Here is a 15,726-nt window from a genome sequence, read left to right as displayed (position 1 = left end):
GAGGGGGAGAGGCGTGAAGCTGTTTCGGAAGAACATGGACCCCCGCTGCGCTTACTGCCGCCGGGGCCAGCAGATCAACGAGCGGGAGGTGGCCTGCCTGAAGCGGGGCGTGGTGCCCATGGAGCACCACTGCCGGGCCTTCCAGTACGACCCGCTGAAACGGGTGCCCCCCCGGCCTGCCGCACTGGACACGGAAAAGTTGAAAGAAGCGGATTTTTCGCTGTGAAGCACGACAGGCGCCGGGGGGAATCTCACGGCGCCTGTTTTGCAAAAAGGAGGAGCAAAGGATGAAGCTGAGCCGTATCTGCGCCCTGTATTTCAGCCCCACCGGCACCACGGACAAGGCGGTGAACACCATTGCCGACGCTCTGGGGAGGAATTGGGAGCTGCCGCCGGAGCGGATTTGCTTTACCAAACCGGCAGAGCGTGCCAAGGAGTATTCCTTTACAGAGGGGGATCTGGTGGTGGTGGGCACGCCCACCTATGCCGGCCGGGTGCCCAACAAGCTGCTGCCGGACCTGCGGACCCGGCTCCGGGGAAACGGGGCACTGGCGGTGCCGGTGGTGCTGTTTGGAAACCGGAATTACGACCATTCCCTGGCGGAATTGTGCGCCGTTTTGGAGGCGGCGGGGTTCCACACCGTGGCCGCCGGGGCCTTTGTGGGCCGCCACGCCTTCACGGACCAGCTGGGCGAGGGCCGTCCGGACTGGGACGACAAGAAGGAGATGGAGGCCTTTGCCCAGGCGATTGCTGACAAGGTAAATAGCTTGACAGGGGTACCGGCGCCGGTCGCCGTCCCCGGGGACCCCCAGGCCCCCTACTACACCCCCCGGGGCGTGGACGGGGAGCCGGTGAACTTCCTGAAAGCAAAGCCGAAGACCGATTTGGGGAAGTGCTGCGGCTGCGGCGCCTGCGCCCGGCTGTGCCCCATGGGGGCCATCAATCCGGAGAACGTGGCGGAGGTGCCGGGTGTCTGCATCAAGTGCCAGGCCTGCGTGCGCAAGTGCACCCACCGGGCCAAATACTTTGACGACCCTGCCTTCCTCTCCCACGTGGCCATGCTGGGGGCAAACTTCCGGGAGCCGAAGGCAAACGAGGTGTTCCTGTGAGCCGCCGGGTTAGGGTGGCGGCGGCCTCGGTGGGCTGGCTGCTGCTGATCAATGTGATCCCCTTTTGGACGGTGCTGCTGGACCGGTGGGGCGTCACGGGCATCCCCAAAGTGGCGTGCTTCTGGCTGGTGCTGCTTTCCGCCCTTGTGCTGGCGGCGCAGGAGGGGCGGGGAACCTATCCCACCAAGCGGCTGCGGCGGCTGTCTCTGGGCAGCATCGGGCTGGAGACCTTTCTCATCGCCGCCACCTGTCAGGTCGTTTGGCTGGCCCTCGCGTGGCTGCTGCTTTGGCCCGGGGTGTTTTCCACCGGGACGCTGCTTGCGGCCCTGCTGATAACGGCTCTGGTGCTGCTGGTCCTCTTTTGGGGCAGCATGATTCCCGTCTACCTCACCTCCGTGCAGTTGGGCATCAAGCACCGCGTCCTGGCGGCCCTCTGCGGGTGGATTCCCCTTCTCAACATCTGGTACTTACGCAAGATCATCCGCATCACCGCCGACGAGGTGGAGTTTGAGACGGAGAAGTGGGAGCTGGACGAGGTCCGGGCGGAGAGCGAGATCTGCAAGACCCGGTATCCCATTCTGCTGGTCCACGGGGTCTTTTTCCGGGATTTCCGCTACCTGAACTATTGGGGCCGTATCCCCCGGGAGCTGCAGCGCAACGGCGCCACGGTCTTTTACGGCGGCCAGCAGTCCGCCGCCGCGGTGGAGGACAGCGGGCGAGAGCTGGCCGGGCGCATCCGGGAGGTGCTGGAGCAGACCGGCTGCGAAAAGGTGAACATCATCGCCCACTCCAAGGGCGGGCTGGACAGCCGGGCCGCCATCGCCCATTGCGGGATGGCCCCTTACGTCGCCACCCTCACCACCATCAACACCCCCCACCGGGGCTGCATTTTTGCGGAGTACCTCCTGGGCAAGGTGCCCGAGGCCGTCCGGCTGAACATTGCCGCCGCCTACAACGCCACGTTGAAAAAGCTGGGAGACCCGGACCCGGACTTTCTCTCGGCGGTGACGGACCTGACCGAGAGCGCCTGCCTGGCCCGGAACGCGGAGACGCCGGACGACCCCGGCGTGGTGTATGAGAGCGTCATGTCCTACTGTAAGCGGGCGGTCCACGGCAAGTTCCCCCTGAACATGACCCATCCCATCGTCCGGCATTTCGACGGGCGGAACGACGGACTGGTGTCGGTGGAGTCCGCCAAGTGGGGCAGCGCCTTTACGCTGCTGGAGCCCAGGGGAAGGCGGGGCATCTCCCACGGCGACGTAGTGGACCTGAACCGGGAGAACATCCCGGGCTTCGACGTGCGGGAGTTTTACGTCAACCTTGTGGCCGGTTTGAAAAATCGGGGCTACTGAAAAAGAGGCCGGGACGGCATTGCCGTCCCGGCCTTTTTCACGTGCAGTAGGTCTGGTAGAGGGCCGTGTGGTCGTAGATGGCCCGCCAGGAGCTGGGGGCGTCTGCGGTGACGCAGAGGTACCGCTTTCCGTCCCCGGCCTGGCCGCAGCTGGCGGCGCAGGACCCAGCCTGGACCACGTAGCCCGTCTTGGCGCCCACGATCTGGAAGTCCCCGGTGAACCGGTCCTCAATGCGGCGGAGGAACCAGTTGGAGAGCACCTGGCCCTCCGGGTGCTCCGGCGTGGGGGCGGTCTCATAGGTCCGGGCATTCAGAATTTCCCGGCAGAGGGGGTCGTCCATGGCGGCCTTCAGAATCATGGCCACGTCATAGACCGTGCAGACGTTGTTTTCGTCGTAAATGCCCACGCAGTTGGAGAACCGGGCGGTGTCCGACAACCCTAGCTCCGCTGCCTTGGCGTTCATCAGCTCCACAAAGGCCTCGTGGGACCCGGATACGTAGTAGGCGAGGCCTAGGGCGGCATCCGCGCCGGAGGGGAGGATGGTGCCGTAGAGCAGTTCCCGGACGGAAACGGTCTCTCCGATCTCCAGTCCTACCACGCTGCAGCCGTGGACAAAACAGTAGTCCGTGATGTCGATGGTCATGGTGAAGGTGTCGTCCAGGTTGGTGACGTGCTCCGCCGCCACCAGGAGGGTGAGGATTTTGGTCATGGAGGCGGGGCTGACGACGGTGCCGGAGGCCTTCTCCGCCAGAATGGTCCCCGCCTCCAGATCAATGAGGACGGCATGGCTGCTGTCAATGCTGTCCCCCAACTGGACGGTGGCGGCGGTGGCCTCCGCGGCGTAAGGGCCCGCCGGCTCTTCCGGCGGCACCGGCTCCTCCGGCAGGACCTGGGGGGCGGGGGTCTCCGGCTGGGCGGCGGCCGCCGGTTTTCGCTGGAGGCCCCAGGCGGAGAGGAGAATCACCATGACCAGGGCCAGGGCGCCTGCGGGCAGGAGCTGGCGCAGCTGCTGGCGCCTGCGCTCCTGCTGTCTTTTCCGCCGGGCCGCGGCCCGCTGCGCCCGGCGGGCCTGCCGCTCCTCCTCGCTGATGATGGGTGTGTACCGTTCGTCCATATGCGCGCTCCCCCTGCAAGTAGTCAACACTGCTATTTTAGCAGAAACTCCGACGGATTTCACCATCTTTTTTTCAAAAACAGGCCCTCTTTGTCCATGGGAAAATTTCCCGGGGACCGGCTCAAATAGCTGTCGGGCCAAGTCCTTTTTGCATAGCCTGAGAATGAAATCAAATCAGGAGGGGACCCTTATGGCTCAGGTAACGCACTTCTTCGCCGGCGCCAACAGCGGCGACGGCTTTCAAAACCTCTTTTCGGAGATGGTGGACATCGAGGATACTTACGATTTCATGGTGCTCAAGGGCGGTCCCGGCGTGGGGAAGAACACCTTCATGCGGGAGATCGGGCGGACCATGGAGCAGGCGGGGACGGCGGTGGAGTACCTGTGGTGCTCCGGCGACCCGGACTCCCTGGACGGCGTGGTGCTGCCGGAGCTGCGCTGCGCCGTGGCGGATGGTACAGCGCCCCATGTGCTGGAGCCCAGGTATCCGGCGGCGGTGGACCGGTATGTGGACCTGGGGCGGTTTTACGATTTGGCCGCGGCCAAATCGTCGGCGGAGGAGGCGAAGGCACGGACCCACGCGTACAAGGCGGCCTATGTCCGGGCCTACCACAGCCTGAAGGCGGCCCGGCAGGTGGAGCTGGACACGGTGGCGGCGGCGACCCGGCGCTTTGACCAGGACCGGGCGGAGCGCCGGGTGAGCGGCATCATCGCCCGGGAGCTGCGGGGAAAGGGGCACGGCCGGGGGCGGACCCTGCGGCGCTTCTTGGGCAGCGTGACGTACAAGGGCTACATCTGGCGCTTTGACAGCGTGGACGCCCTGTGTCCCCGGGTCTATGAGTTTGCCGACAGCTGGGAGCTGGCGGGGGCGTCCCTGGCGCGGCTCCACCGGGCGGCGGAGCAGGCGGGCTTCGACACCATCGCCTGCATGGCCCCGGAGGCCCCCGGGCGGATGGAGCATCTGCTGGTGCCGGAGCTGGGGCTGGCCTTCGTCACCTCCCGGCCGGGGATGGACTACGGGCGGAAGCCCTACCGCCGCATCCGGCTGGACGCCATGACGGAGCCGGAGGGCAAGGCCCGGCTGCGCTTCCAGAGCCGCATGACGGCGCTGCTGCGCCAGGAGGGCGTGGGGGCGCTGAAGGAGGCCAAGGCCGCCCACGACGCGCTGGAGGCGGTTTACAACCCCTATGTGGATTTCGACGGCGTCCGGGCCCTGGCGGCGCTGGAGGCGGGGCGGCTCCTGAGCTACCTGGACCACCCGGCGGGGTGAGGCCCCGGCTTCCCCCGCCGCGCCGGGGGAAGCCTTGCGGAGGGCGGCGAAACGTGGTATAATCATTCCCATCAAACACAAACGTGAGGGCCGCCCGCCGGGGCGGCCCTGCTGGCGGAGGGGATATGACCAAAGAAGAAGCTCTGAAAACCTATTTCGGCTACGACGCCTTCCGGGGCGGCCAGGAGGAGATCATCGACGCGCTGCTCTCCCGCCGGGACGCCCTGGCCATCATGCCCACCGGCGCGGGCAAGTCGGTGTGCTATCAGATTCCGGCGCTGCTGCTGCCGGGCATCACCTTGGTGATCTCCCCCCTGGTGTCCTTGATGGGGGACCAGGTGACGGGGCTGGTGCAGATGGGCGTCCCGGCGGCCTACCTCAACAGCAGCCTCACCTACCGCCAGTATCTCCTGGCCCTCAGCCGGGCCAGGGAGGGGCGGTACAAAATCATCTATGTGGCGCCGGAGCGGCTGGAGACGGAGGGGTTCCAGGCATTCGCCCGGGAGGCGGACATCTCCCTGGTGGCGGTGGACGAGGCCCACTGCATCTCCCAGTGGGGCCAGGACTTCCGGCCCGCCTACCTGAACATCCCGGCCTTTGTGGCCTCGCTGCCGCGGCGGCCGGTGGTGGGGGCCTTCACCGCCACCGCCACCCCCGACGTGAAGGAGGACATCCAGCGCCTGCTGGCTCTGGAGGACCCGCTGCGCGTCACCACCGGCTTTGACCGGAGCAACCTGTACTTCGAGGTGCAGCAGCCGGAGAGCAAAAAGGCGGCGCTTCTGGAGATCGTCAAGGGCCGCCCGGACAAGTGCGGCATCGTCTACTGCGCCACCCGGAAGAATGTGGAGGAGGTCTGCGCCTTCCTCCAGGAGCGGGGCGTGGCCGCCACCCGCTATCACGCGGGACTGGAGGCGGAGGAGCGGCGGAAAAACCAGGAGGACTTCCTCTACGACCGGGCGGCGGTGATGGTGGCCACCAACGCCTTCGGCATGGGCATCGACAAATCCGACGTGCGGTACGTGGTCCACTACAATATGCCCAAGGACGTGGAGAGCTACTACCAGGAGGCGGGCCGGGCGGGCCGGGACGGCCTGCCCTCCAGCTGCATCCTGCTGTTCAGCGGCCAGGATGTGCGGACGGGGGAGTTTCTCATCACCCACGGCGAGCAGCGGGAGGATCTGGACCCCGCCACGGTGGAGCGGCTGCGCCAGCGGGATTTGCAGCGGCTGCGCCAGATGACGGGCTACTGCCGGACCCGCCACTGCCTGCGCCAGTACATCCTGCGCTATTTCGGGGAGAACGCCCCCGACGACTGCGGCACCTGCTATAACTGCCTCCACAACTTCGAGGAGGTGGAGGTGGGCCGGGAGGCCCGGCGGATTCTCGCCTGCGTGTCGGAGCTGGGACAGGCCTTCGGCGTGGGCATCGTGACGGAGACCCTCTGCGGCGCGGAGACGGACAAGGTGCGCAAGTACCACCTGGACCGGGAGCCCAGCTACGGCGCCCTCCGGGACCTGGGGGCCCGGGCGGTGCGGGAGCGCATCCGCTTTTTGCTGGATGAGGGGATTCTGGTCCTCAGCTCCGGCCAGTACCCGGTGGTGCGGCTGGGGGCGCGGGCCGGGGAGGTTTTGGAGAGCGGGGAGCCGCTGGTGATGCGAACCGTCCGGGAGGAGGTGCGGCCCGCCGCCCGCCGCGGGGCGGCTACGGAGCTGGACGATGTCCAGGCGGCGCTGTTCCAGCGGCTGCGGGGCCTGCGGGCCCGGATTGCCCGGGTGCAGGGCGTCCCGGCCTACGTGGTGTTCTCGGACAAGACGCTGCGGGAGCTGGCGGTGGCCCGGCCCCGGAGCCTGGCGGAGTTCCGGGCGGTGAGCGGCGTGGGCGACGCCAAGGCCGCCCGGTACGGCAAACAGTTCCTGGCGGAGCTGCAGGCGGAGGAGATGTGAGACCTCTCTTTTTCTGCCGGAGGACGGCGAGGACAAGGCGGGGGAAGCGGTGTATGCTGAAAGCGGAAAGGAGCGATGGGTATGGAATGGCTGGAACGGCTCAACGATGCCATGGCGTATGTGGAGGAGCATTTGACAGGGGAGATCACCCTGGAGGGGGCGGCCCAGCGGGCGGCCTGCTCGGCGTATCACTTTCAGCGGATGTTTCCCTATGTGGCGGGCGTTTCGTTTTCCGAGTATGTCCGGCGGCGGCGGATGACCGCCGCGGCCATGGATCTGGCGGGCGGGGAAGAGCGGGTCATCGACGTGGCGGCCCGGTACGGCTACGAGTCCCCCACGGCCTTCAACCGCGCCTTCCAGAGTGTCCACGGCCTCCCGCCCAAGGCGGCCCGGGTCCGGGGCGCCCAGCTGAAGGCCTTTCCGCCCATCACCTTTACCTTGTCGATCAAAGGAGAAGAAGCAATGGAATTTCAGATTGTGGAGCGGGAGGGCTTCCGCGTGGTGGGCTTTGCCACCAAGGAGTCCATGACCATGGAGGATTGTTTTGAAAAGGTCCCCCTGTTCTGGAAGCAGGTCAGCGGGGACATCCCCCGGCTGCTGCCGCTGATGGACGGCGGGGAGCCCAGGGGCGTGCTGGGTGTGTCCGCCTGCGACGGCGGCGAATTTTCCGGGTACTACATCGGCGTGGCCACGGGGCAGGCGGCGCCGGAGGGGATGGAGGCCTGCGCGGTCCCGGCGGGGACCTGGGCGGTGTTCCCCTGCGTGGGGCCCATGCCCCAGGCCATGCAGGCGCTGCAGCAGCGGATCATCAGCGAGTGGTTGCCCGCCTCCGGCTACGAGTACGCCGCCGCTCCGGATATCGAGGTCTACTTCCCCGGAGACCAAACCGCCCCGGGCTATCGCAGCGAGGTGTGGCTCCCCATCACGCCGGCAAAAAAATCCTGAAAGTGGTTGACAGCGGCGGAGTTTTGGGGTAAGGTAACAGTGTAATTGAATATGCGTCCGGTAGGTAAGGCTACCACAGGGATATGGATCGCTGCCGCAAAGTGATGGAGACATCACGCGATGGTTTGAACAGGTTTTGTCGAACAAGAAGGCATCACCTAACGCGATTTCACCGCCCGGTGGAGCTAAAGCTTGAACGGTGGCAGGTTGCATTTGCGTTGAGAGTACGCGCCCCACCGTTTGGGGCGCGTATTTTTTTGCGAAGACTACAAAAAAGAGAGGTGAACGGAATGGACGCCGGCAGTCGAAGGCCAGACAAATCAGAATCCCCTGATCGGAACAGCCGTCAGGACGGAGCCGGTACCGGCGTCTGTCCCGATTAGGCGAGCGTTGTCCGGCCTCCCTGTCCAAACGGAGCGATGCTTCGGAACGCAAGGAGGTAACGACCGATGAAGAATCAGACTACGTTTGAGCGCACCCTCTCCCTGGGTGCCGTTTCCCAGGACACCGTGGCCGCCATCATGTGGCGGGAGCCGGTGGTCCTGCCCCCGGCCTGCCGTATCAACGAGGCCATTGAGCGCATCCGGCAGGTGGGGCTGCCCGACGCAAACATGAACCACTGCTATGTAGTGGCGGAGGACTATACGCTGCTTGGCATGGTGTCCCTGCGGGAGCTGCTGCTGACCCGGGGCGGCACCCGGATGGAGAGCGTCATGTCCCATCCCTTCGTCACCCTCCAGCCGGAGGACGACCAGGAGCTGGCCGCCCAGCTGATGCAGGAGTACGACCTGCCGGAGCTGCCGGTGGTGGACGGGGAGAACCGCCTGGTGGGCGTGGTCACCGCCGACGACGCCATGGCGGTGTTGCAGGAGGAGGCCACGGAGGACATGGAGCGGATGGCCGCCATGACTCCCTCGGAGCGGCCCTATCTGGAGAGCTCCGCGGTGCGCATCTTCCTGGACCGCATCCCCTGGCTGCTGCTGCTGATGCTCTCCGCCGCCTTTACCGGCGGCATCATCGCCCACTTCGAGGACGCCCTGGCGGCCCAGGTAGCCCTGACCGCCTTCATCCCCATGCTGATGGACACCGGCGGCAACTGCGGCAGCCAGTCCTCCGTCACGGTGATCCGGGGCCTGTCCCTGGGCGAGGTGGGTTTTTCCGACTGGCTGCGGGTGATCTGGAAGGAGACCCGGATCAGCACCCTGTGCGCCCTGGCGCTGGCGGCGGTGAATTTCCTGCGGCTGCTGGCGATGAGCAGCGTGGGGACCGCCGTGGCGGCCACCGTCAGCCTGACCCTGGCGGCCACCGTGATTCTGGCGGACCTGGTGGGCGGCATCCTGCCCATCCTGGCCAAGCGCCTGGGCTTCGACCCGGCGGTGATGGCCAGCCCCCTCATCACCACGGTGGTGGACGCCATGTCCCTGCTGGTGTATTTCCAGCTGGCCTCCTGGCTGCTGGGGATTTGAACTGTCGAAAAAGTGCCGCAGGCACTTTTTCGAGAGGGCTGCGGCCCGCTGCGCGCATTCGCTGTGCGCCTTTGGCGCACAGTTCGCACACTTGTGGGCCGAGAAGTCGTTTCCGCCGCGTACACGCCGCGGCAGAAACGAATTTCATTTTATTTTGCCGCTCCGGCGGCAAAACTCTGTGAGACGTTTGAAAAGGAGAGGCACGGCGCAGCGCGCCGTGCCTCTCCTTTTTTCAGTTCAGGAAGTCCTTCAGCTTTTTGCTGCGGCTGGGGTGGCGCAGCTTGCGCAGGGCCTTGGCCTCGATCTGGCGGATGCGCTCTCGGGTGACGTTGAACTCCTTGCCAACCTCCTCCAGGGTGCGGGTGCGGCCGTCCTCAATGCCGAAGCGCAGCTTCAGCACCTTCTCCTCCCGGGGGGTCAGGGTGGAGAGAACGTCCATCAGCTGCTCCTTGAGCAGCGTGAAGGAGGCGGCCTCGCTGGGTTCGCTGGCGCCCTCGTCGGGGATGAAGTCGCCCAAGTGGCTGTCCTCCTCCTCGCCGATGGGGGTCTCCAGGGAGACGGGCTCCTGGGCGATTTTCAAAATCTCCCGGACCTTCTCCACCGGCATGTTCATCTCCACGGAGATCTCGTTGGGGGTGGGGTCGTGGCCCAGCTCCTGGAGAAGCTGGCGGCTGACCCGGATGACCTTGTTGATGGTCTCCACCATGTGGACGGGGATGCGGATGGTGCGGGCCTGGTCGGCGATGGCCCGGGTGATGGCCTGGCGGATCCACCAGGTGGCGTAGGTGGAGAACTTGTAGCCCTTGGTGTAGTCAAACTTCTCCACGGCCTTGATGAGGCCCAGGTTGCCCTCCTGAATCAGGTCCAGGAACAGCATTCCCCGCCCCACGTACCGCTTGGCGATGGAGACCACCAGGCGGAGGTTGGCCTCCGCCAGCTTCTGCTTGGCCCGCTCGCCCTGGCGGTAGTCCTTCTTCCAGGCGGCCTCCTCCTCGGCGGAGGCGGTGACGGTCTCTCCGGCCTCCCGCTGGCGCCGCAGCTCCGCCAGCTTCTCCTCCGCCTCATTTCCGGCAGCCATGGCCTTGGCCAGGTTGGTCTCCTCGTCGGGGGAGAGCAGGGGCACCTTGCCGATCTCCTTGAGGTACATGCGCACGGGGTCGTCGATGGAGAAGTTGTTCACCAGGGTGTTGGGGTCCACCAGCTCCTCTTCCTCCACGTCGGCGATCTCCTCGGCGGCGGGCTCCCCCTCCACCAGATCGTCGGGCAGCAGGTCCGCCCCGGCGCTGATGTCGATGTTCAGGGCCTCCAGGGAGTCGTAGAGCTGGTCCATCTGGTCGCCTTCCAGGTTCAGGTCGTCCACAGCCTCCATCAGCTCGGCGGACTCCAGCTTGCCCTTCTTCTTCCCCTTGGCCAGCAGCTCCCGGAGCTTTTCATTGTTGATGAGCCAGCCGGCGGCGGGCAGCGCCGACACCTGCTTGTCGTCCAGGCGGACGATGCCGGCCTTCCGGGCCTCCTCGTCGGTCATGATGGGGGCGGGCTCCTCCGCCGCCTCCGTCTTCTTGCCGGATTTTTTGGCGGAAACCGCAGCCGGCTCCTCTGCCTCCCCGGCCTGCACCAGGGCCTCTTCCGCCGCCGCTGCGGCCAGAAGGGCGTCCGCCTGTGCCTTCAGCTCTGCGGGAGTCATCTTTTCCAAATCGTTTGCCATGCTGCTTTCCTCACTTTTTATCTTTATATTTTTCTGTTGCCGCCAGCAGGGGGTCCACCTGCCCGCCGTCGGCCCGCTTTTCAAATTCCGAGCGGATGATGCGTATGTAGTCCGCCAGGGCTTGGGCGGCGTTCCGGGCCGACTCGGGCTGCTGGCAGACGGCGGAGACGTGGTTCATCTCCTCCCGGGTCAGGGCCCCCGCCAGGGAGGCCACGGTGACGCTGCGGCCCTCCTCCTTGGCCTGCCACAGAAGGCGGAACACCTTTCCCAGCAGCGGAGAGGAGAACTGGTCCTCCGTCAGGGGCGGCTGGCCGGGGAAGAGGCTCTCGTCCATGGTCAAAAGCCGCAGGACGCCCTCCTCCGCCCGGGCGGAGCGGAGGTTTTCGTACCGCAGGCCCCGCTCCCGGGGCTGGAGCTGGGCCGCCGGATTCAGCTCTTTGCGCAGCTCCGCCCGCTTCTCCCGGGCCAGGCGCCGCTTGGCGGCGCGCTGGACCTCCAGCTTCATGGCGTCGGGGGTGATCTTGGCCGCCTCCGCCGCCCGGGCGGTGTAGATTTCCCGCTCCACCGCGCTGGGCAGGGAGGCCAGCAGCTCGCTGACCTCCTCGCAGTAGGCGATGCGGCTCTCGTCGCTGCCCAGGTCGTACTTGCCGGCCACCTGGGCCATCCGGAACTCCACGCCGTTTTCGCTGCCGCTGAGCAGGCGCTCAAAGGCCCCGGCCCCCTGGAGCTTGATGAAGTCGTCGGCGTCCTGCTTCACGTAGGCCCCGTCCACCAGCCGCCGGGGCAGCTGGAGGACTTTTACCGAGAACTCCGAGCCGCTCAGAATCTGAAGGGCCCGCTCCGTGGCGATTTTTCCGGCGTTGTCGTTGTCGTAGCAGAGGACCAGCTCCTTTGTGAACCGGGAGAGGAGCCGGGTCTGCTCCACCGTCAGCGCCGTGCCCATGGAGGCCACCGCGTTGTCGAACCCCGCCTGGTGGAGGGTCACGATGTCCAGGTTGCCCTCGCAGAGGATGATGTTGGGCCGCTTGGTCTTTTTGGCCAGGTTCAGGCCGTACAGCACCCGGCGCTTGGCGTACACCGGCGTCTCCGAGGAGTTCATGTACTTGGGCTCCGATTTGTCCAGCACCCGGCTGCCGAAGGCCACCACGTCCCCCCGGGTGTCGATCACCGGGAGCATCAGGCGGTTTCGGAACTTGTCGTACAGCCCGCCGCTGCGGTTTTGCACCACCAGCCCCGCCTCCAGCAGCTCCGACTTGGTGTAGCCCTTTTTTGTCATGGCGGTGAGGAGCACGTCCCAGGCGTCCAGGGAGGCGCCCATGCCGAACTTCACCGCCGTCTGCCGCGTGATCTGCCGCCGGGACAGGTAGTCCTGCACCGCCTGGCCCTCCGGCTGCTGGAGCAGCTGGTGGTAAAAGCGGGCGGCGTCCCGGTTCAGCTCCAAAAGCCGGGCCCGGCGGCGCCCGGCCTCCCGGTCGCCGTCCTCCTCCGGCACCTCCATCCCCGCCCGCTTGGCCAGAAAGCGCACCGCGTCGGGGAAGGGGAGGTTCTCCTCCTCCATGATGAAGTTCACCACGCCGCCGCCCTTTTTGCAGCCGAAGCAGTAGAAAATCTGTTTGTCGGGGGAGACGGAGAAGGAGCCGGTCTTCTCGCTGTGGAAGGGACAAAGGCCGAAGAGGTTGGAGCCCTTCCGGGTCAGCTGCACATAGCTGCCCACCACGTCCACAATGTCGCTGCGGGCGATGAGCTCGTCCATAAAGCTCTGGGGAAAGGGCATGGGGGACCCTCCTTTCGGTCAGTTTTACCACATTTTCTGCCAATCATACTGTAAAAACGATTGCTTTTACAGCTTAGCATTTTTATATACCCCGTGGATTTTGAATTTCCTCTTTTTTTTCACAATTTTTTTCAAAAAACTTTGTGGGCGCTGCGGCTTTACAGGACCGGCGGCAGCCGCTACAATAAAACCAAACGGTCGAAGGGGGGAGAACAGTGTCCATCGAGCTGTGGGCGGCCCGGCTGGAGCGGCCGCTGACGGAGCGGGAGGCGGCGGCCATGCTGGAGCAGCTGCCTCCGGAGCGCCGGGAGCGGGTGCTGCGCATCCAGCAGCCGGAAAAGCGGCGGGAGCCGCTGTGCGCCTATTTGATTCTACGCCTGGCGCTGTGGGAACAGTACCGGTGGCGGGAATTGCCGGAGATCGCCAGGACCTCCCTGGGCAAGCCCTTCTTCCCGGACCACCCGGAGGTCCACTTCAACCTCAGCCATACCGCCGGCGCCGTGCTGGTGGCGCTGAGTGGCGAGCCGGTGGGGGTGGACATCGAGCGCATCCGCCCCGTCAGCCTGCGGGCCATGCGCCGCCTGGCGGACGTGTCCACCGAGGCGGACTTCTTCCGGAGCTGGGTCCGGCGGGAGGCCCGGACCAAGCGCAGCGGCACCGGCGTGGGCACCATGATGCGCGCCGAGTCCCCCCTCCAGTACGGGGAGCACTACTACGAGCTGGACACCTTCCCCGGCTACGCGGCGGGGGTGGCCACCCGCAGCGCCGGTCCGCCGGGAAGGGTGCGCAAGTACTCCCTGGAGGAGATGCTGTGAGGGTCGTCTTATTGACTTTTACGGGGCAGCGGGTATAATATCTTCGGGAAAGCCTGCATTTTGGGATAATTTTTGAGGGAGGCACACGTACTATGCAAACCTATCCGATCACTGTGGCGGGGCTGAAGCGGGAGCTGCCCATCTGTAAGGTCACAGACGACCTGTACATCGGCGCGTTCATCTGCTTCGGCGACGCGGAGCTGACTGTGGCCTGTGCCCGGGAGCTTCTGAAGCTGGTCCCCGCCGGCAGCTATGACTATCTCTTCACCGCCGAGGCCAAGAGCATTCCCCTGATCCACGAGATGGCCCGGCAGTCCGGTGCGTCCAAGTACTTCATCGCCCGGAAGGTCCCCAAGGCCTACATGCCGGACCCCATCTACGTGGAGGACCAGTCCATCACCACCGCCGGGTCCCAGCGGCTGTACCTGGGGCGGGATGACGCGGAGTTGATCCGGGGCAAGCGCGTGCTGCTGATGGACGATGTGATCTCCACCGGCGGCTCCCTCCTGGCCATGGAGGCCCTGGTGGAAAAGGCAGGCGGCACCGTGGCGGGGAGAGTGGCGGCCCTGGCGGAGGGGGACGCCCAGAACCGGACGGACATCCGCTACCTGGCGCCGCTGCCGGTGTTCAACGCCGACGGCACCGTGAAGAAGTGAAGATCCCCCGGCGGCGCGCCCTCCTCGGACGGCGCGCCGCTTTTTTGCGCCCCGTCAGGGCGATTTTGTCACTTTTTTGTAACGAACCGAAGGCCGGGCCTATGCTATCATCAAAAAAAGAGCCGAGAGGGCAGCCGTGCGGGGCCGCCGGCGGAACAGCGTGGTCCTGCGGGCGCGGGACGAGCTGGTGCGGCAGTCGTGAGAGAGGGAGAGGGCTATGGAGAGCATCTGCGGAAAGAACTGTGGAGACTGTGCCTGGCGGGAGAGCCAGGGCTGTCCCGGCTGTCAGGACGGCCCGGGGCGGCAGTTCGGCGGGACGTGCGAGGTGGCGGCGTGCTGCCGCGGGAAGGGCCACGAGACCTGCGGGACCTGCACCCTCCTGCCGGGCTGCACCTTGCGGGTGGGACTGGAGGACCGTCCGTTTCGCCGCCAGCGCCGCCTGGAGGAGATCCAAGCGGAGGAGCGGCGGCTGGACGCGATGGCCCCTCTTTTGGGGCGGTGGCTGTGGCTGCTGTTTTGGCTGCTGATTCCCAGCAGCCTGGCGCAGACGATGTCCCTGGACCAGGTGGTGCAGGCGGTTCCGGCGCTGCGGGGGCCGGGGCAGGTGCTGCAGGTGCTGGTGAACCTGGCCGGCGGCCTGATTTTGCTGCGTCTGGCGCCGGCGTGGGGGCGTTACCGCACTGCCGGCTGGTGCACCATGGCGGTGGCGGCCTTCGCCGCCGTGACCCTGGTCCTGGGATTGACGGAGGAGGCATGGCTGTGGTGGGTGCTGGCGCTGCCGGCGCTGGCGGCGGGCACTGTCGGCATCTATCAGGAGTACACCGCCCATGCCGAGGTGCTGGAGGGGGAGGACAACACCCTCTCCCGGAGATGGCGGCTTCTTTGGAAGTGGTACATCGGATTTCTGCTGGGGCTGTTTGGAAGTTCCTTCCTGCTGCTTTTCAGCGGGATACTGGGGGCTTTGCTGTTGCTGGGGGCGGCAATCGGAGTGCTTGTGACGGCGGTTCTGCGCATGGTCTTTCTGTACCAGACGGCGGTGTGCTTCCGCAACCGCGCCGCCCGGAGAGAGGAGGCGGCGGAATGAAGCTGTTGTTCAAACAGCGGTTGTTCTCCTGGCTGGACAGCTACGATATCTACGACGAGGCGGGGCACGCGGTTTACACCGTGGAGGGAAAGCTGGCCTGGGGCCACTGCCTCCACGTGCTGGACGCCACCGGAACCCACGTCGGCACGGTGCGGGAGCGGGTGCTCACCTTCCTGCCCAAATTTGAGATGTACGTGGGGGAGCGCTATCTGGGCTGCATCCAAAAAGCGTTCACCTTTTTCACGCCCCGGTTCGACATCGACTGCAACGGCTGGCAGGTAGAGGGGGACTTCCTGGAGTGGGACTACACGGTGCGGGGGCCCTGCGGCGCCCCGGTGGCGGCCGTCACCAAGGAGGTCTTTCACTGGACGGACACCTATGTGATCGACGTTGCGGACCCCGGCGACGCCCTGGCGGTTTTGATGCTGGTGCTGGCCATCGACGCGGAGAAATGCTCCCGCAGCTGAAATCTGCCCCACCCGGCGCGGCCTAG

General features: G+C 66.0%; 14 protein-coding genes and 1 riboswitch. Of the genes, 11 read left to right on the top strand and 3 right to left on the bottom strand.

The genetic code is table 11. From position 1 onward, the window contains the following. Positions 1-13 precede the first annotated feature (13 nt). The 3 genes from QZS21_RS08055 to QZS21_RS08045 all read left to right on the top strand — a co-directional run bounded on the left by QZS21_RS08055 (position 14) and on the right by QZS21_RS08045 (position 2,461). Positions 14-226, top strand: a complete 213-nt coding sequence (locus QZS21_RS08055) for a hypothetical protein (RefSeq protein ID WP_295582162.1) — start codon at positions 14-16, stop codon at positions 224-226. 61 nt (positions 227-287) lie between these two features. After that, entirely contained in the window at positions 288-1,109 is an 822-nt protein-coding gene (locus QZS21_RS08050) for a 4Fe-4S binding protein (protein ID WP_295582160.1), read from the top strand. Beyond that, on the top strand, positions 1,106-2,461 hold the full coding sequence (locus tag QZS21_RS08045; protein WP_295582158.1) for a triacylglycerol lipase: 1,356 nt from the start codon (positions 1,106-1,108) through the stop codon (positions 2,459-2,461). Before QZS21_RS08050 ends, QZS21_RS08045 begins: the two co-directional genes overlap by 4 nt. Before the next feature lie 37 nt (positions 2,462-2,498). Here QZS21_RS08045 and QZS21_RS08040 read toward each other — a convergent pair whose 3' ends face one another. Then, the gene (locus tag QZS21_RS08040) at positions 2,499-3,575 is read right to left on the bottom strand and encodes a D-alanyl-D-alanine carboxypeptidase family protein (protein ID WP_295582156.1); all 1,077 of its coding nucleotides are present in this window, start codon (positions 3,573-3,575) and stop codon (positions 2,499-2,501) included. Between the two features lie 190 nt (positions 3,576-3,765). Here QZS21_RS08040 and QZS21_RS08035 point away from each other — a divergent pair, with 190 nt between their 5' ends. The 4 genes from QZS21_RS08035 to mgtE all read left to right on the top strand — a co-directional run bounded on the left by QZS21_RS08035 (position 3,766) and on the right by mgtE (position 9,199). Next, positions 3,766-4,845 carry a hypothetical protein gene (locus QZS21_RS08035; RefSeq protein WP_295582154.1) on the top strand — a complete coding sequence of 360 codons (1,080 nt, stop codon included), beginning with the start codon at positions 3,766-3,768 and terminating at the stop codon, positions 4,843-4,845. A gap of 125 nt (positions 4,846-4,970) precedes the next feature. After that, entirely contained in the window at positions 4,971-6,788 is a 1,818-nt protein-coding gene (gene recQ, locus QZS21_RS08030; RefSeq protein WP_295582152.1) for a DNA helicase RecQ, read from the top strand. An 81-nt stretch (positions 6,789-6,869) separates the two neighbouring features. After that, a complete protein-coding gene (locus QZS21_RS08025) occupies positions 6,870-7,733 on the top strand; it encodes an AraC family transcriptional regulator (protein ID WP_295582149.1) in 864 nt (287 codons plus the stop codon). Positions 7,734-7,782: 49 nt separating this feature from the next. Continuing rightward, a riboswitch (M-box (ykoK) riboswitch) is annotated at positions 7,783-7,948 on the top strand. Between the two features lie 234 nt (positions 7,949-8,182). Beyond that, a complete protein-coding gene (gene mgtE / locus QZS21_RS08020; protein WP_295582147.1) occupies positions 8,183-9,199 on the top strand; it encodes a magnesium transporter in 1,017 nt (338 codons plus the stop codon). Positions 9,200-9,431: 232 nt separating this feature from the next. Here the strand turns inward: mgtE and rpoD are convergent, their stop codons facing one another. After that, positions 9,432-10,904, bottom strand: coding sequence for an RNA polymerase sigma factor RpoD (rpoD, locus tag QZS21_RS08015; protein WP_295582145.1), 1,473 nt, complete (start codon positions 10,902-10,904; stop codon positions 9,432-9,434). 10 nt (positions 10,905-10,914) lie between these two features. Then, positions 10,915-12,678, bottom strand: coding sequence for a DNA primase (gene dnaG / locus QZS21_RS08010; protein ID WP_295582143.1), 1,764 nt, complete (start codon positions 12,676-12,678; stop codon positions 10,915-10,917). A gap of 215 nt (positions 12,679-12,893) precedes the next feature. On the opposite strand from dnaG, the gene QZS21_RS08005 reads away from it, so the two are divergent. The 4 genes from QZS21_RS08005 to QZS21_RS07990 all read left to right on the top strand — a co-directional run bounded on the left by QZS21_RS08005 (position 12,894) and on the right by QZS21_RS07990 (position 15,700). Next, positions 12,894-13,493, top strand: coding sequence for a 4'-phosphopantetheinyl transferase superfamily protein (locus tag QZS21_RS08005; RefSeq protein WP_295582141.1), 600 nt, complete (start codon positions 12,894-12,896; stop codon positions 13,491-13,493). A gap of 92 nt (positions 13,494-13,585) precedes the next feature. Continuing rightward, entirely contained in the window at positions 13,586-14,149 is a 564-nt protein-coding gene (locus QZS21_RS08000) for a phosphoribosyltransferase family protein (RefSeq protein ID WP_295582139.1), read from the top strand. Between the two features lie 217 nt (positions 14,150-14,366). Further along, entirely contained in the window at positions 14,367-15,233 is an 867-nt protein-coding gene (locus QZS21_RS07995) for a DUF3795 domain-containing protein (RefSeq protein WP_295582137.1), read from the top strand. Continuing rightward, on the top strand, positions 15,230-15,700 hold the full coding sequence (locus QZS21_RS07990) for an LURP-one-related/scramblase family protein (protein WP_295582135.1): 471 nt from the start codon (positions 15,230-15,232) through the stop codon (positions 15,698-15,700). The genes QZS21_RS07995 and QZS21_RS07990 overlap by 4 nt, the downstream gene beginning before the upstream one ends. Positions 15,701-15,726 lie beyond the last annotated feature (26 nt).

The organism is uncultured Oscillibacter sp., assembly GCF_900544955.1.
In the GTDB taxonomy this organism is placed as follows: Bacteria; Bacillota; Clostridia; order Oscillospirales; family Oscillospiraceae; genus Oscillibacter.
This window is presented reverse-complemented; position numbering and strand designations above follow the sequence as displayed.

What these genes read in the sequence shown, in the direction of transcription:
- QZS21_RS08050 (WP_295582160.1), top strand. Translation starts at nt 288, where the DNA reads ATGAAGCTGAGCCGTATCTGCGCCCTGTATTTCAGCCCCACCGGCACC.
- QZS21_RS08040 (WP_295582156.1), bottom strand. Translation starts at nt 3,575, where the DNA reads ATGGACGAACGGTACACACCCATCATCAGCGAGGAGGAGCGGCAGGCC.
- QZS21_RS08035 (WP_295582154.1), top strand. Translation starts at nt 3,766, where the DNA reads ATGGCTCAGGTAACGCACTTCTTCGCCGGCGCCAACAGCGGCGACGGC.
- recQ (WP_295582152.1), top strand. Translation starts at nt 4,971, where the DNA reads ATGACCAAAGAAGAAGCTCTGAAAACCTATTTCGGCTACGACGCCTTC.
- QZS21_RS08025 (WP_295582149.1), top strand. Translation starts at nt 6,870, where the DNA reads ATGGAATGGCTGGAACGGCTCAACGATGCCATGGCGTATGTGGAGGAG.
- mgtE (WP_295582147.1), top strand. Translation starts at nt 8,183, where the DNA reads ATGAAGAATCAGACTACGTTTGAGCGCACCCTCTCCCTGGGTGCCGTT.
- rpoD (WP_295582145.1), bottom strand. Translation starts at nt 10,904, where the DNA reads ATGGCAAACGATTTGGAAAAGATGACTCCCGCAGAGCTGAAGGCACAG.
- dnaG (WP_295582143.1), bottom strand. Translation starts at nt 12,678, where the DNA reads ATGCCCTTTCCCCAGAGCTTTATGGACGAGCTCATCGCCCGCAGCGAC.
- QZS21_RS08000 (WP_295582139.1), top strand. Translation starts at nt 13,586, where the DNA reads ATGCAAACCTATCCGATCACTGTGGCGGGGCTGAAGCGGGAGCTGCCC.
- QZS21_RS07995 (WP_295582137.1), top strand. Translation starts at nt 14,367, where the DNA reads ATGGAGAGCATCTGCGGAAAGAACTGTGGAGACTGTGCCTGGCGGGAG.
- QZS21_RS07990 (WP_295582135.1), top strand. Translation starts at nt 15,230, where the DNA reads ATGAAGCTGTTGTTCAAACAGCGGTTGTTCTCCTGGCTGGACAGCTAC.